The following is a 14,011-nucleotide window of genomic DNA, read 5'->3' as shown; positions in this document are numbered from 1 at the left end:
GAGCCCACTCAACCACTGCGTCTTGCCCGACAATCCAAAGACAATTGAGAGGCTAGGACTTTTTTCCCAGCCTCTTGTTTTTCTTGCTTGAAAACTGTAAAATAAAGAAAAGAACAGAAAAAGGAAGCAACAATCATGTCAAACGATCTCATCCTAATGGGAGTTGTTATTGTCTTATTTGGACTTTATTTCACCCTTCAAGTAGAGCTTACTAAAGTTAGAAATCAATTCACCCACTATCTTCTAAAACCAGGTAGCATCTCCAAGGAACAAAAAGAGAAGTACCTCAAAGAACCAGAGATGGAAGCGATTCGCTTAATTCGCATCGACTATCGGATTGGCCTTCAAAATGCCAAATTGGTCTATGAGCACTTAAAAAAATAAGAAGACCCTCGTATAGTCTATACGAGGGTTTCTCTTTCAAAAAAAGGCGTCAGCTTTGGTAAAACGTTGGCAACATCTGCTGATTGGATTTTTGCTAGTTGATAGGGACAAGGAGTGATGTAGGCTGCTTCAAAGAAATCAAGAGAGAGTCCACTGTGTTTTAAGGAAGCAAGAGATTTGACCTGATGAAGATCTACTAGGACCCCATCGTGGGTCAGGGTCAGATGAGGTAGAAGAGAGGACTGATCCATCAAAGCCTTCAGACTTTCTTCTTCCTCTTTTTTTCTGGCGAGGAGTCGCTTTTTATTGGTCAGATACATACCATTATCGATATAAAGGCTCAAAGCCTTTTGCATAATAAGGTTGCTATCATAGTCCAGAATTGTCTTATAGGTCAAGACAGGTTTAAGAAGGGCTTGGGGAAGGATCATGGAAGTAATGCGAAGAGCAGAAAAGAGATTGGTCGAAAAAGACTTGATATAGATAACTCGATTATTGCGATCTAGATAATAAAAAGAAGGAGCATTGCGGCCATCAAGATCTCCCAAATAGTCGTCCTCGACAAGGTAGACATCATATTGATCAGCTAGTTGCAAGATTGCTTCTTTTTCCTTGGTAGAATAGCTATGACCAAGTGGGTAGTGAAAACGGGGGATCGTGTAAAAAAATTTGATGTGGCCACTCTTAAAAATCTCTTCGAGTTCCTCGAGGTCAATTCCCGTTAAATTTCGTTGAATGGTCCGGTAGGCAAGTTGCTGCGAATCTAAGAGTTGATTCATCCGATGATAAGTCGGCTGCTCAATCAAGATCTGAGATTTTTTATTGGGAAAGTCAATTTGGCTGAGGATATTGAGTGCCTGTTGTGTACCAGAAGTCAAAACGATCTGATCCGCAGTCGTATAAATACTTTCTTCCTTCAATAAGCCTTGAATCGATTGGCGTACTTCTGGTAATCCTGCTTGATCTGAAAAATTATTAAAGAGATAATTCTCACGACCAATCAAGGTTTCATTGATACAGGTCCGGAAATCTTCAAAAGCCTGATTGCGGTCTTTCTCTAATTTTAGTGGAAGATCCTCATGTTGGTCAGGTTCCTGCTCCAAAACATAATAGCCACTTTGAGGTTTTGCGTAGAGTAAGTGCTGGTAGGTCAAATCCAGCAAGGCCCGTTGCACCGTATCCTTACTACAAGAAAATTGATTGGCTAGCTGGCGAACGGAGGAAATTTTCTGACCGGTCACCAGTTCTCCGTCTTGAATGGCTTTTTTTAGAACATGAATAATTTCTTGGTATTTGCTCGTCTTCATTTTGACTGTCCCCATACAGTTTTTTTCTATTGTACAGAAATAATCACAAAAATACCACTCTGAGAATGAGTTGAAGATGGTTTTCTTTTAAAAATCTTGTTTTCATAGGTAGAATCTAGTACCGTTCGACTTTTTATGATAGAATGAAGATCGTAGTGTCTTCCGTAAATAGGGTACAGTACGCACAGTGTATTGGAGTGCGGGATTGAACAAATGCTTACCTGTATAGCTGGTACAAGACCTATCTGTAAGCAGTTCCGTATCTGTATGTGATGCATCGAATCAAACCTTTATAACCATAAACAAGCTACATAACTTTTTACGATCAATGAAAGAGGTGGAGAAAATGTAGGCAAATCTAGGTAAGTCTTTTAGAAACACTTAAAATATCAATTGAAAGAGGAAGAACAATGTTTAAAAGAACTTACAAACGCAATATTCCACTCTTAGCAGGTCTGGAATTCACATCTTATTTTGGAATCACTAGTTTCTGGATTTTATTTTTCATTCAAAATGGTCTTTCCTTGCTTCAGATCGGGCTATTAGAGAGTATCTTTCATGGTACTAGTCTATTGAGCGAAATTCCATCAGGCATGTTGGCCGATCGATTTAGTTACAAGACCAATCTCTATTTGGCTCGCATAGCCAGTATTGTGTCCTCTATCTTGATTTTGTTTGGTCAGGGGAATTTTTGGATTTATGCGATTGCCATGATGGTTAATGCCTGGTCCTACAATTTTGATTCAGGTACGAATACTGCTTTCTTGTTTGATTCGGCGGTAGAAGCAGGTCAAAAGGATCGTTATCTTCAGATTTCTAGCTTTTTATCTGGAGTGGCTGAAGTCACCCGAACGTTAGGAACAGTGGTAGCCGGTCTCTTTGTTCATGGGGCCTTGGCTTGGACCTATCATATTGCCATAGGTCTTTCATTACTTTCCATTCTCTTGATTTGTCTGATGAAAGAGCCAGAGAGCAAGAGAGATGAAAGAAATAGTCTGACCTTAAAACGGATATTGGTGGTAGTGAAACAAGAATGGCAGGAAAAACCAGTCTTGTTTTACTGGATGCTGACCTATCAGCTGGTAGGGACCATTATGTGCATGTTCTATTTTTACTACCAACAAAAAATCAGTGACTTAGCCAGTTGGCAAGTTTCACTCATTATGTTGATTGGTAGTGGATTCAATCTTCTAGCAGTTTATTTAGCTAGTCAAATTGGGAAGAAATCGAATAGCAATCAAGTCTTTCCAATTCTGGTTGCACTGACAGGCTTGGCCTTGCTGTTGGTAGCTTTTAAGACTCCATTCGCCTATCTAAGCGTCTATCTCTTGACCAATGCCCTTTATGCAGTGTATCAACCTATATACTACAATGATTTACAAGTTTATTTGCCTTCCAGTGTACGAGCAACCATGCTTAGTATAAACTCCATGATGTTTAGTTTGTCTATGATTGTGATTTTCCCTCTGACTGGTTGGTTCATCGATACTTGTGGATTTGTAGCTGTTTTCCTTGTACTAGGCCTTGTGACCCTCCTATCTTTCCCTCTCTTACTGATTGGATTGAGGAAAATGGGCAAGCTATTAAATAAGGGGACAAAGACGGAATAAAAGCTCCATACGTTCATTTGTCCACCTATGTTAAAATAGTACATAGCATGAAATGATGGGTGAATCATCTGATGTAAACAGAAAGATTTGAGAAATCATGTCATTTCTCAAATCTCCAATGCTAGTATTGATCCCCAAAAGTTAGACAAATAATGTAAAAAAGGACTTAGTTTTGTATTCCACAGGACTAGGTCCTTTTGGTTTGTTCCTACTTCACTGATTGTGTTAGGAATCAAAATCGTCTATAAGAACTCGTCTCGGTAGTTTTTTAATAGACTGGTCTGTATTTTGCCTAATCTCTCCTTCATAGGAAGAAGAAGGACGTCAACGACTTTTTCAGTTGCTTAAATAAAAAAAACCGAAAAATTAGATTTTTTCTATCTAACTTTTCGGGTGTGGTTTAAAAGACTAGAGGCTGTATTACATAAAGTAAACGATGGCTAAATACTGAAGGGCAGATGCAGCAAGGATAAAGAGGTGCCAAATCATATGGAAATAGGGTTTTTTCTTGGCATAAAAGCCAGCTCCTACCGTGTAGCACAGACCGCCCATGAGCATGAGCCCCCAGAAGATAGGGGTAGTTTGACTAACAATTTGAGGAATAATAAAGATAACCAACCAGCCCATGATCAAGTAAAGAGTGAGGCTGAATCTTTCATTGACTTTTTTAGCAAAGATTTTGTAGAGAATGCCAAAGATAGTGGTACCCCATTGGATTAAGATAATGCTGTAGCCCATCCAGTTGTTCATCAAGGTGAGGACAACTGGCGTGTAACTGCCTGCGATCGCAATGTAGATCATGGAATGGTCGATAATGCGAAGCACATACTTTTGAGGAGAATCATAAGACATGGCATGATAGATAGTCGAAGACAAAAACATCAAAAAGAGGCTAATGACAAAAATAGAAGTCCCAAAAGCACTAAGAAGACCGTGCTGCTCAAAGCTGTAGACTGCTGAGATCGGAAGCAGGATGAGCATAAGGAGGGCTCCAACAGCGTGGGTTACACTATTTGCGATCTCCTCACCAAAAGATAATTTTTTACTTAGTTTCATGGTATAATTCATCAGTTTCTTCCTCCTTGTTTGCTGGTTGTATATAAGATAGGGTTTCTAGATAAAGTTGAACTGTCTGACAGGCAGAGCGAATAATGGGTGCAATCGGCTCTTTTTGCTCATTGAGATAAGCAACAAAGCTATTATAGAGAAGATCTGAGCTTGCCTGGTCCTGCAAAAAATTTAAGGTAGAAGCGATCTCCTGAATAGAAAAGACCGTTTTTAAGGTTGTAATAGCGATCAAGCGAGCTACCTGTTTACGCTGGTATTTCTTCTTATCTGGTTTTTCGACGTAGCCATGCTTGACGTAATTGTTGATCATGGCAGCCGTCAAGCCCTTGTCTGAAGAAGAGAGGACAGGTGCACAGGTTTTATTAACGTAAAGAAGGACCTGATCGAGATAGAGGTCTAGCTCAGGCAGTTGCTCCCAGGTTGGATAGGAAAAAGTGGACACTAAATCTTCACCTTTCTTTAATCTAGTTTTCATAACTAGATAATAACATTAATAAAAACTCCTGTCAAGAAATTTTGAAAAATATGGTACAATAGACCTATGAAACTATTAATTCCATCCGCTAAAGAACTGAACGAACAGGCTCGTATGGTCGAGTCCCAACCCTTGTCACACAAGACAAAAACCATCCTCCAAGCTTTGAAACAATTCTCACTAGAAGAATTAGCGACCTTTTACGGGATCTCAGAAGAAAGAGCCCTAGTAGAAAAAGAAAGAATTGAGGCTTTGTTAGATGGGAGTGCTAAGACCTATCCTGCTTTGGAACTATTTGATGGTCTGATGTACCGGAGTATCGAGCGTCAAGGCTTATCTGAAAAAGAGCAGACTTATCTTCAGGAGCATTTGTTGATCACGACTGCCTTATATGGGGTGATCCCAGCCTATGAGGGAATTGCTCCTCATCGCTTAGACTTTATGATGAAGTTAAAACCAGCTGGAAAATCTCTAAAGGCACTCTGGCAAGAGGACTATGATCAGGCAGTAGAAGGAGAGGAGGAGATCTTATCTCTATTGTCCTCTGAGTTTGAACTGGTTTTTTCAAAAGCCATTCGCGAGCGAATGATCCAGATTAAATTTATGGAGAATCGTGGCGGGACACTGAAGGTTCACTCAACGATTTCAAAGAAAGCACGTGGGGCCATGGTGACGGCTATGATGAAGGAAGAAATCATCCATCTAGAAGATCTGAAATCATTAGAAGTAGCAGGTTTCTCTTATTGTGAGGATTTATCGCGAGAGAAAGAATGGGTCTTTGTGAAAGAATAAATAAAACTATTCCTGAGAAGCATCAGGAATAGTTTTTTGATCTGTTAGATAAAGAGAATGCACGATGAAAACTCCAAAATAGAGGATTTTGGAGTCAGAATCGTCTTGAGCTGTAGGCTTAGGCGATATGTTTGAATTTCTTCAAGAGTTCTGTTAACTCAGCTTGCTCGCCACTATTAAAGACTTGCATCAAGCGTTGAATATTTTTAATATGATCTGGAAGAGCTTCTTCGATCTTTTTACGACCGGCATCTGTAATAGATACAACATATGCACGACGGTCTTCTGGATCGGTTTCGCGTGTAATCCAACCATCGCGGACCATATTGCGAATAACCACAGTCATATTTCCAGAGGTCGCAAGAATGCTATCGATCAGATCTTGAATGCGAAGATCGCCTTTGCTATACAAGGTCTCAAGGACAGAGAATTGAGTCGGTGTCAACTGGTGCTTTTTAAAGATATGAGCCTCAGATGCACGGATCAATCGTTCCGCCTTGTGGAAGACGATCATGGTTTTTAAATCTACGTTTGCTTCTTTGAATAATCTCTTTAAATTTTCCATATCTATATTTTATCAATAAATAGTGTTTCTGTCGTTTAATTTTATTTTCAAATTAGTTACAAAAATGTGACAAATTTATTAAACTATGAACAAAAAACATACAAGGTGTTAATTTTAGTTTGTTTCTCAAACAATTTTATACTAAAACATTGTAACAGGTATGAAATATTAGTAACAATTCTTTCTCGAAAATCTATAGAATTCTAGGTAGCTTTGGTGTATAATGAGGGAGTGAAACAGAAAAATTATCTTTTTATCATATGGCAACATATAATAGGAATCTGTGTCTTAGTTCTGACGGTGCTTTTTTCTTGGCTATTTCTTGCTGAAAAAACTTCGGATCGCATGCAGGATCAAATGGAACAAGCAAGAAATATAGCGCTGTCGCACTCTTCGATGGTTACAATTGATACGGAGAGTTTCTTCCATGGCACAGAAGCGTATCTTTCCTTTATTGGAAAAGACCAGGGGGGGCAAGAACTAGCGGTCTTGGTGGCGGAGGCAGATGATCAGGTCTATGCTTACCCTTTAAAAGAGGGGATCAGCCAGAAAAAAGCAAAGGCGATTGTGAAAGAGGAGAGCAAAGACGCGATTGATCGGGTAACTTTTGGACGCTTTAAAGGCAAACCGATCTGGGAAGTTAAGTCTGGCAGATCTTATTATGTGGTGGATTTCAAGACTGGGAAAGTAACCAGTGTTTTTTAGGATTTGAGGAGGAAATATGAAATTATCAAATCGTGTATTGGAAATGGAAGAAAGCGTGACTTTGGCTGCAAATGCTCGTGCCAAAGCTTTGGCAGCTGAAGGTCGTGATATCTTGAGTTTGACGCTTGGTCAACCTGACTTTGCGACTCCAAAAAACATTCAAGAAGCAGCAGTGGCATCCATCGAGGATGGTCGGGCTAGCTTTTATACGGTAGCGTCTGGACTTCCAGAATTGAAGGATGCCATTAGTGACTATATGAAAGAGTTTTATGGCTATGCTGTCAGCCGCAATGAAGTAGTGGTCGGCACTGGCGCCAAGTTTATTCTTTATGCCTTCTTTACTTCTGTTATCAATCCAGGTGATGAAGTCATCATTCCAACACCTTGCTGGGTCTCTTATGTGGATCAAGTCAAGATGGTTGAAGGAACACCCGTTACTTTCCAAACAATAGAAGAAAATCACTTCAAAGCAACGGTAGAGCAGTTGGAAGCAGCACGGACAGACAAGACCAAGGTTGTCTTGCTGAATTCACCATCCAATCCAACAGGAATGATCTACAGCAAAGAAGAACTCGAAGCGATTGGAAACTGGGCTGTTGAGCACGACATCTTGATTTTGGCAGATGATATCTATGGTCGTTTGGTCTATAATGGCAATACGTTTACGCCAATTTCTAGCTTGTCAGAAGCAATTCGCAAGCAAACCATCGTGATTAACGGAGTTTCTAAAACCTATGCTATGACTGGTTGGCGTGTTGGGTTTGCAGTGGGGGATCCTGAGATTATCGGGGCTATGGCCAAGGTGATCAGCCAAACAACTTCTAATTTGACGACAGTTTCCCAGTATGCTGCCATCGAAGCCCTAACCGGAGATCAATCTTCTATTGAGATCATGCGCCAAGCTTTTGAAGAGCGCTTGAATACCATTTATCCTTTGTTAAATGAAGTACCTGGTTTTGAAGCTATCAAACCTCAAGGAGCCTTCTATCTCTTTCCAAATGTAAAGAAGGCCATGGAGATGAAGGGTTACACGGATGTGACGGAATTTACCACAGCGATTTTGGAAGAAGCTGAAGTAGCTCTCGTCACCGGTGCAGGTTTTGGTGCCCCTGAAAATGTTCGCTTGTCTTATGCGACAGATTTGGATACCCTCAAAGAAGCTGTTCGTCGACTCAAGGACTTTATGGAAAAATAAACATATTGGATCCTTAGCATTGAGCTGAGGATCTTTTTCTTTAAAAAAATCAGCTTTTCACAGGTAGAATCTAGCACTGAAAGCCTTTTTATGATACAATAAAGAAGATAATGTCTTCGGACAAGTTTAACGAGAAAAGGAAGATGAATGATGACAAAACGGATTACTATCATCGAAGTTAAAGACTACGTAGGTCAAGAAGTGACTATCGGGGCTTGGGTGGCCAACAAATCAGGAAAAGGGAAAATTGCTTTCTTGCAATTGCGTGACGGGACTGCCTTTTTCCAAGGTGTGGCTTTTAAACCAAACTTTATTGAAAAATTTGGGGAAGAAGTGGGAACTGAAAAATTTGATACCATCAAACGCTTGAGCCAAGAAACGTCAGTCTTTGTAACAGGGATTGTCAAAGAAGACGAACGTTCTAAATTTGGTTATGAGCTGGATATTACAGACATCGAAGTCATCGGTGAATCGCAAGATTACCCAATCACGCCAAAAGAACACGGTACAGATTTCTTGATGGACAACCGTCATTTGTGGTTGCGTTCACGTAAACAAGTAGCAGTGATGCAAATCCGTAATGCCATCATCTACGCGACTTATGACTTCTTTGACAAGAACGACTTCATGAAGTTTGATAGCCCAATTCTTTCAGGAAATGCAGCAGAAGACTCTACAGAACTTTTTGAAACAGACTACTTTGGAACACCAGCCTACTTGAGCCAATCTGGTCAGCTTTATCTTGAAGCTGGTGCTATGGCCCTTGGTCGCGTCTTTGACTTTGGTCCAGTATTCCGTGCAGAGAAATCAAAAACTCGTCGTCACTTGACTGAGTTCTGGATGATGGACGCTGAGTACTCATACTTGACACATGATGAGTCACTTGACTTGCAAGAAGCTTATGTTAAAGCGTTGCTTCAAGGTGTTCTAGATCGTGCTCCTCAAGCCTTGGAAACCTTGGAACGTGATACAGAGCTCTTGAAACGCTACATTGCAGAGCCATTCAAACGCATTACTTACGATGAAGCCATTGATCTCTTGCAAGAGCATGAAAACGACGAAGATGCAGACTATGAACATCTCGAGCATGGAGATGACTTCGGCTCACCACACGAAACATGGATTTCAAACCACTTTGGTTTGCCAACATTTGTGATCAACTATCCAGCTGCTATCAAGGCTTTCTACATGAAACCAGTTCCTGGGAACCCAGATCGCGTGCTTTGTGCAGACTTGCTTGCGCCAGAAGGTTATGGAGAAATCATCGGTGGTTCTATGCGTGAGGAAGACTATGATGCCCTTGTAGCGAAGATGGAATCACTTGGTATGGATCGTACAGAGTATGAATTCTATCTTGACCTTCGTAAATACGGTACAGTACCACACGGTGGATTCGGTATTGGTATCGAGCGTATGGTAACCTTCGCAGCTGGAACGAAACACATCCGTGAAGCGATTCCATTCCCACGTATGTTGCACCGTATCAAACCTTAATAGACGTAAAAACGCCATTAGGCGTTTTTAACTTTTATCTGGTCCAAAAACTATGAAAGGAATTTCTATGCTGAAAATAGACATCATCGACGGGAAAGAATACGAGGATGGACAAGGGTCTTTGATTGTAGATCTAGACCATACCATTCAACAGATGCTCAAGTCCTCTTATCCTGAAAGTCAAATGGATGATTTTATTACCTACAAAAATTTAAGCCAATATTGCATGGATTATCTAGGTCAGATTATTGACAGAGCCAATGATAAGAACGAAGCGATTAAACAGCAAGTAACTGCTGTTATGCCTGCAAGTGAGCGTCCCTTTAACGTTGAAGATCGTTTGACAGCAAGCTATACTTTCGGCCAGCGAGTGGCGGATTCAGTTGCACGCTTTGGCGGGTCTTGGACCTTTATTATCAGTTTCATTCTTATGATGGCAATTTGGATGTTGATTAATGTCTTGCATCCCTTTGGTTGGAATTTTGATCCTTATCCTTTCATTTTGCTCAATCTTGCCCTGTCTACGATTGCGGCGATTCAAGCTCCTTTAATCATGATGAGTCAAAATCGTGCGGCAGATTATGATCGCCTGCAAGCACGAAATGACTTTAACGTCAATATGGAATCGGAACGAGAAATTCGTTTGCTCCATACAAAAATTGACCATATGGTGCAACAAGATCAGACGGATCTACTAGAGATTCAAAAGTTGCAAACCGAATTGTTGGTTTCTTTGTCTAATCAAGTGACCCAATTGCGTCAAGAGATGAACCAAGCCAAAGAAGAAGTTGACTGATCAATCATATATCCAGATAAGGAGAATGGGGAGACGATGACATCATTATTGAAGTATTTTAAGGGCTATCTAACGGAAACTATTTTAGGTCCTGTATTTAAACTATTAGAAGCTATCTTTGAATTGTGCGTACCTTTAATCATCGCCCATTTAGTTGATCAGGTCATTCCGAAAAAGGAAACGAGCGGAGTGGTGATGATGGTCGGTGCTTTGTTTATATTTGCTAGCTTTGGTGTCGTCGTTGCTATTACGGCTCAGTATTTTTCATCTAAAGCAGCTGTCGGATTTACCCGTGAGATGACCAAGGATTTGTATGATAAGATCTTGTCCCTTCCAAAGAACAAGCGAGATAGAATCGGTACATCTAGTTTGGTAACCCGTCTCACTTCTGATACTTATCAAATCCAGGTTGGGATCAATCTCTTCTTGCGCCTCTTTTTGAGGGCGCCGATTATTGTCTTTGGCTCTATTATCATGGCCTTTACGATCAGTCCGAAATTAACCCTTTGGTTCTTGGGGATGGTGGCCATTTTGATGCTGATTATTGTTATCATGTCTCGGATTGTCAATCCGCTCTTTGCAACCATTCGGAAAATCACAGACAGGATGGTTACGCTGACGCGTCAGCAATTTCAAGGGATGCGAGTGATTCGGGCCTTTGGACAACAGGCTAGTGAATTAGAAGATTTTAGAGAGGTCAATCAGGACTACAAAGTCTGGCAAATTCGCGCTGGTATCTGGTCTAGTTTGGTTAGTCCCTTGACCTTCCTTGTGGTCAATACGACCTTAGTCTGTGTTATTTGGCAGGGGCAAGTTAATATCTCTGGTGGCTTTCTAACCCAAGGGATGTTGGTCGCTTTGGTCAATTATTTATTACAAATTTTAACAGAATTGATCAAACTGGCTATGCTGGTCACTTCTTTAAATGTCAGCTATATTTCAGCCAAGCGGGTACAAGAGATCTTTGATTTGAAAGAAGAAGACCTCCTAGAAGCTTTGATAGAGGAAACCGCAAGAGAACAAGAAGCGATCAGTGCAGAGGAAGTTTCTTTCACCTATCCAACGGCTTCAAGCCCAGCCCTAGAGGGAATTTCCTTTGATATGGATCATGGACAGATGTTGGGAATTATCGGTGGTACAGGATCTGGGAAGTCTACCCTGGTTCAGTTATTGAGTCATTTGTATGCCGTTAGTCAGGGAAAATTAGCCCTCTATCATCAAGGTCACTCTCCTAGAACTCTCAAGGAATGGCGGGAGTGGATAGCTGTAGTCCCACAGAAGGCAGAGCTCTTTAGAGGGACTATCCGCTCCAATCTCTTACTAGGAATGGAAGAAAATGTGTCCGATGATGATTTATGGTGGGTACTGGAAACAGCTCAGGCGGCTGATTTTGTCCGTGAAAAAGAAGGACAACTGGATGAGCCAGTAGAAGCCTTTGGTCGAAATTTCTCAGGTGGCCAACGCCAGCGTTTGACCATTGCGCGTGCTCTTTTGAAAAAGGCCCCTTTCTTGATTTTGGATGATTCGACTTCTGCCCTGGATTATTTGACGGAGGCTCGTCTCTTAAAATCGATTAAAGAAGAATTGAGTGACATAAGTTTGATCTTAGTATCTCAACGAACCAATAGTCTCAAGTCTGCTGATCAGATTTTGGTCTTGAACAAGGGTCATCAAGTAGGACTGGGAAATCACGATTTCCTCTTGTCTACCAATGAGATTTATCAAGAAATTCATGATTCACAACACAGGAGGGGGGAAGCATGAGTCAAAAACGCTCTAGTTATTTAAAACGTCTGTTTAGAGATTTTGCCAACCATCCCGGGCTCCTGATTCTAGCCAGTCTCGGAACCATCGCTCAAGTAGCCTTAACGGTTTGGTTACCGATCTTGATTGGTCATGCGGTTGACTTGGTCATCAATCCTCAAGGGATAACAGTCTTATTGCCAGTTTTGATCCAAATGGTGCTGATTATTTTGGCGAATACCTTGATTCAATGGATCAATCCTCTTCTCTATAATCAATTGGTCTATCGGTTTAGCCAAAACCTAAGGGCAGAAGTGATGGAGAAAGTTCACCGCTTGCCCTTATCTTATCTGGATAAACAAGGGAGTGGGGACTTCGTTAGTCGTCTCACAACTGATGTGGAGCAACTCAATAGCGGGCTTCTTATGGTCTTCAACCAGTTCTTTGTTGGGCTCTTAACCATTCTTGTGACCATTGTGACCATGGCAGAGCTGGATTTCTTTATGATGGTAGCGGTTTTGGTCTTGACTCCTTTGTCTCTATTGATTGCTCGTTTTATTGCCAAGCGTTCTTATACGCTTTTCCAAGAGCAGACCAAGGCGCGTGGGCTGCAAACTCAGTTGATCGAAGAGTCGTTGACGCAAGAAAGCTTGATCCAGTCTTTTAACGCTCAGGATCAATTCCGTAAGTCCTTTAAGGGGACCAATGAAACCTACGCTAAGTATTCCCAATCTGCTATCTTTTATTCTTCTACTGTCAATCCTGCGACTCGCTTTGTGAATGCCTTGATTTATGCAGTGGTGGCTGGATTTGGTGCGGTTCGAATCATTTCAGGTTCTCACTTTACAGTTGGTCAATTAGTGACCTTCCTCAATTATGTCAACCAATACACCAAGCCATTTAATGATATTTCCTCTGTCTTGTCAGAACTCCAAAGTGCCCTTGCCTGCGCAGAGCGCTTGTACAGCGTATTGGATCAAGATGAGATTGAGGAAACCGGTCATCAATTTTTGGAAACGCAGAATGTTAAAGGAGCGATTGACTTTGAGCACGTCGCATTTGGCTATGATTTAGGACGGACCTTGATCAAAGATTTAACCATTCAGGTTCCAGCCGCTAGTAAGGTAGCGATTGTAGGGCCTACAGGAGCAGGGAAGTCGACCTTGATCAATCTGCTCATGCGTTTCTACCCTGTTAACTCTGGAATGATTACAATCGATGGGGTGCCGATTACGGACTACACCCGTGCTTCCTACCGCCAACAGTTTGGCATGGTTCTACAAGAAACCTGGCTTAAGGTTGGGACGATTCATGAAAATATCGCCTTTTCTCGTCCAGATGCGACCAGAGAAGAAGTGATAGAAGCAGCCAAAGCAGCTAATGCGGATTTCTTTATCCGGCAGTTGCCACAAGGGTATGATACGTATCTTTCAGATGCTGGAGAGTCTTTGTCCCAAGGTCAACGCCAGCTCTTAACGATTGCGCGTGTTTTCCTTTCGGTTCCTAAGATTTTGATCTTAGATGAGGCGACATCCTCTATTGATACTCGGACTGAGGTCTTGATTCAAGATGCCTTTCATCAGCTCATGAAGGGACGGACCAGCTTTATCATTGCTCACCGCTTATCGACCATTCAAAATGCCGATATGATCCTTGTCATGGTGGATGGCGATATTGTTGAGCATGGCACTCATGAAGAGCTAATGCAAACACAAGGTGTTTACTACAAGATGCAGACAGCTCAGCAACAGATTAGTTAAAATGAAAAGCATTTTCAGATTTGAAAATGCTTAGATTGAAGAAAAGACATATTCAAAACTTTCCTTAGGTGAGTACGGACGTTAGGTGAAATTATCCAGTGGATGATTTCAGCAATC

The 14,011-nt window shown here is 41.3% G+C and carries 13 protein-coding genes; 9 read left to right on the top strand and 4 right to left on the bottom strand.

Translation table 11 applies throughout. The features are described from left to right. Positions 1 to 135: 135 nt before the first annotated feature. Positions 136 to 384: a hypothetical protein gene (locus tag ADI76_RS03485; protein WP_049514781.1), complete on the top strand. Its 249-nt coding sequence runs from the start codon at positions 136 to 138 to the stop codon at positions 382 to 384. A 17-nt stretch (positions 385 to 401) separates the two neighbouring features. Here ADI76_RS03485 and ADI76_RS03480 read toward each other — a convergent pair whose 3' ends face one another. Continuing rightward, positions 402 to 1,706, bottom strand: a complete 1,305-nt coding sequence (locus ADI76_RS03480) for a PLP-dependent aminotransferase family protein (RefSeq protein WP_049514780.1) — start codon at positions 1,704 to 1,706, stop codon at positions 402 to 404. A gap of 395 nt (positions 1,707 to 2,101) precedes the next feature. Here ADI76_RS03480 and ADI76_RS03475 point away from each other — a divergent pair, with 395 nt between their 5' ends. Then, positions 2,102 to 3,301, top strand: a complete 1,200-nt coding sequence (locus tag ADI76_RS03475) for an MFS transporter (RefSeq protein ID WP_049514779.1) — start codon at positions 2,102 to 2,104, stop codon at positions 3,299 to 3,301. Between the two features lie 420 nt (positions 3,302 to 3,721). On the opposite strand, the gene trhA is transcribed toward ADI76_RS03475, so the two are convergent. Together trhA and ADI76_RS03465 are read right to left on the bottom strand one after the other, a co-directional pair. Further along, on the bottom strand, positions 3,722 to 4,369 hold the full coding sequence (gene trhA, locus ADI76_RS03470) for a PAQR family membrane homeostasis protein TrhA (protein ID WP_049514778.1): 648 nt from the start codon (positions 4,367 to 4,369) through the stop codon (positions 3,722 to 3,724). Then, on the bottom strand, positions 4,344 to 4,844 hold the full coding sequence (locus ADI76_RS03465) for a DUF1836 domain-containing protein (protein WP_049514777.1): 501 nt from the start codon (positions 4,842 to 4,844) through the stop codon (positions 4,344 to 4,346). Before ADI76_RS03465 ends, trhA begins: the two co-directional genes overlap by 26 nt. A 66-nt stretch (positions 4,845 to 4,910) precedes the next feature. Between ADI76_RS03465 and yaaA the strand changes: the two genes are divergently transcribed. Then, positions 4,911 to 5,636 (top strand): peroxide stress protein YaaA, encoded by a 726-nt coding sequence (yaaA, locus tag ADI76_RS03460; RefSeq protein ID WP_049514776.1) that lies wholly within the window; start codon positions 4,911 to 4,913, stop codon positions 5,634 to 5,636. 118 nt (positions 5,637 to 5,754) lie between these two features. On the opposite strand, the gene ADI76_RS03455 is transcribed toward yaaA, so the two are convergent. Continuing rightward, on the bottom strand, positions 5,755 to 6,201 hold the full coding sequence (locus tag ADI76_RS03455; protein ID WP_049514775.1) for a MarR family winged helix-turn-helix transcriptional regulator: 447 nt from the start codon (positions 6,199 to 6,201) through the stop codon (positions 5,755 to 5,757). Positions 6,202 to 6,546: 345 nt separating this feature from the next. Between ADI76_RS03455 and ADI76_RS03450 the strand changes: the two genes are divergently transcribed. The 6 genes from ADI76_RS03450 to ADI76_RS03425 all read left to right on the top strand — a co-directional run bounded on the left by ADI76_RS03450 (position 6,547) and on the right by ADI76_RS03425 (position 13,894). Continuing rightward, the gene (locus ADI76_RS03450) at positions 6,547 to 6,906 is read left to right on the top strand and encodes a DUF5590 domain-containing protein (protein WP_049514783.1); all 360 of its coding nucleotides are present in this window, start codon (positions 6,547 to 6,549) and stop codon (positions 6,904 to 6,906) included. A gap of 16 nt (positions 6,907 to 6,922) precedes the next feature. Then, a complete protein-coding gene (locus ADI76_RS03445) occupies positions 6,923 to 8,101 on the top strand; it encodes a pyridoxal phosphate-dependent aminotransferase (RefSeq protein WP_049514774.1) in 1,179 nt (392 codons plus the stop codon). A 147-nt stretch (positions 8,102 to 8,248) separates the two neighbouring features. Then, positions 8,249 to 9,595, top strand: a complete 1,347-nt coding sequence (gene asnS / locus ADI76_RS03440) for an asparagine--tRNA ligase (protein WP_152905766.1) — start codon at positions 8,249 to 8,251, stop codon at positions 9,593 to 9,595. Positions 9,596 to 9,662: 67 nt separating this feature from the next. After that, positions 9,663 to 10,391 (top strand): DUF1003 domain-containing protein, encoded by a 729-nt coding sequence (locus ADI76_RS03435; RefSeq protein WP_049514773.1) that lies wholly within the window; start codon positions 9,663 to 9,665, stop codon positions 10,389 to 10,391. A gap of 36 nt (positions 10,392 to 10,427) precedes the next feature. Beyond that, complete coding sequence (locus ADI76_RS03430; protein WP_049514772.1) at positions 10,428 to 12,155, top strand: ABC transporter ATP-binding protein; 1,728 nt, start codon at positions 10,428 to 10,430, stop codon at positions 12,153 to 12,155. Further along, the gene (locus ADI76_RS03425) at positions 12,152 to 13,894 is read left to right on the top strand and encodes an ABC transporter ATP-binding protein (protein WP_049514771.1); all 1,743 of its coding nucleotides are present in this window, start codon (positions 12,152 to 12,154) and stop codon (positions 13,892 to 13,894) included. Before ADI76_RS03430 ends, ADI76_RS03425 begins: the two co-directional genes overlap by 4 nt. Positions 13,895 to 14,011 lie beyond the last annotated feature (117 nt).

Source organism: Streptococcus parasanguinis, from assembly GCF_001074805.1.
Lineage (GTDB): Bacteria > Bacillota > Bacilli > Lactobacillales > Streptococcaceae > Streptococcus > Streptococcus parasanguinis_A.
This window is presented reverse-complemented; position numbering and strand designations above follow the sequence as displayed.

Excerpts from the sequence above, each read along its gene's own strand:
- ADI76_RS03485 (WP_049514781.1), top strand. The coding sequence starts at position 136 with ATGTCAAACGATCTCATCCTAATGGGAGTTGTTATTGTCTTATTTGGA.
- ADI76_RS03480 (WP_049514780.1), bottom strand. The coding sequence starts at position 1,706 with ATGGGGACAGTCAAAATGAAGACGAGCAAATACCAAGAAATTATTCAT.
- ADI76_RS03475 (WP_049514779.1), top strand. The coding sequence starts at position 2,102 with ATGTTTAAAAGAACTTACAAACGCAATATTCCACTCTTAGCAGGTCTG.
- trhA (WP_049514778.1), bottom strand. The coding sequence starts at position 4,369 with ATGAATTATACCATGAAACTAAGTAAAAAATTATCTTTTGGTGAGGAG.
- ADI76_RS03465 (WP_049514777.1), bottom strand. The coding sequence starts at position 4,844 with ATGAAAACTAGATTAAAGAAAGGTGAAGATTTAGTGTCCACTTTTTCC.
- yaaA (WP_049514776.1), top strand. The coding sequence starts at position 4,911 with ATGAAACTATTAATTCCATCCGCTAAAGAACTGAACGAACAGGCTCGT.
- ADI76_RS03455 (WP_049514775.1), bottom strand. The coding sequence starts at position 6,201 with ATGGAAAATTTAAAGAGATTATTCAAAGAAGCAAACGTAGATTTAAAA.
- ADI76_RS03450 (WP_049514783.1), top strand. The coding sequence starts at position 6,547 with ATGCAGGATCAAATGGAACAAGCAAGAAATATAGCGCTGTCGCACTCT.
- ADI76_RS03445 (WP_049514774.1), top strand. The coding sequence starts at position 6,923 with ATGAAATTATCAAATCGTGTATTGGAAATGGAAGAAAGCGTGACTTTG.
- asnS (WP_152905766.1), top strand. The coding sequence starts at position 8,249 with ATGATGACAAAACGGATTACTATCATCGAAGTTAAAGACTACGTAGGT.
- ADI76_RS03435 (WP_049514773.1), top strand. The coding sequence starts at position 9,663 with ATGCTGAAAATAGACATCATCGACGGGAAAGAATACGAGGATGGACAA.
- ADI76_RS03430 (WP_049514772.1), top strand. The coding sequence starts at position 10,428 with ATGACATCATTATTGAAGTATTTTAAGGGCTATCTAACGGAAACTATT.
- ADI76_RS03425 (WP_049514771.1), top strand. The coding sequence starts at position 12,152 with ATGAGTCAAAAACGCTCTAGTTATTTAAAACGTCTGTTTAGAGATTTT.